Origin of the sequence: Acinetobacter sp. NIOH-H-8, assembly GCF_046635365.1 — a bacterium.
GTDB lineage: Bacteria > Pseudomonadota > Gammaproteobacteria > Pseudomonadales > Moraxellaceae > Acinetobacter.
Map to the genome: position 1 here is coordinate 1 of NZ_JBHDVN010000257.1, position 418 is coordinate 418.

A 418-nucleotide genomic window follows, 5' to 3' on the forward strand; every position below is an offset into this window, starting at 1 on the left:
ATGTAGGAGAGACTGGCCTGGAAGCCGTCCTCACCACCCAGGGTCCAGCCCCCGGAGATCAGGGTGGGCATGGCGATATCGCGCGAGCCCTGTGCCATCCGCATCATGTTCTGCAGGAAGATCGACATGCCGATGGCGGAGATGAGGGGGATGAGGCGGTTGCCGCCCCGCAGTGGACGATAGGCCACCCGCTCTATGGACCAGCCATAGCTGCCGGTGATGATGATGCTCACCATGAAGGCACCGCCCAGCAGCAGCACAGTGCTGTCGATGCCCATCATCGTGAGCCCCGCCATCACCATGAAGGCGACATAGGAGCCGATCATGTAGTCCTCGCCGTGGGCGAAGTTGATCATGCCGATGATGCCGTAGACCATGGTGTAGCCGATGGCGATCAACGCATAGGTGCTGCCTATGG

1 protein-coding gene is annotated in these 418 nt (G+C 61.2%); it reads right to left on the bottom strand.

All coding sequences use genetic code 11. From position 1 onward, the window contains the following. Positions 1-416: ABC transporter permease subunit (locus ACEWB7_RS18110; RefSeq protein ID WP_411581103.1), on the bottom strand; the 416-nt coding region annotated here is incomplete at its 3' end. Positions 417-418: the final 2 nt, after the last annotated feature.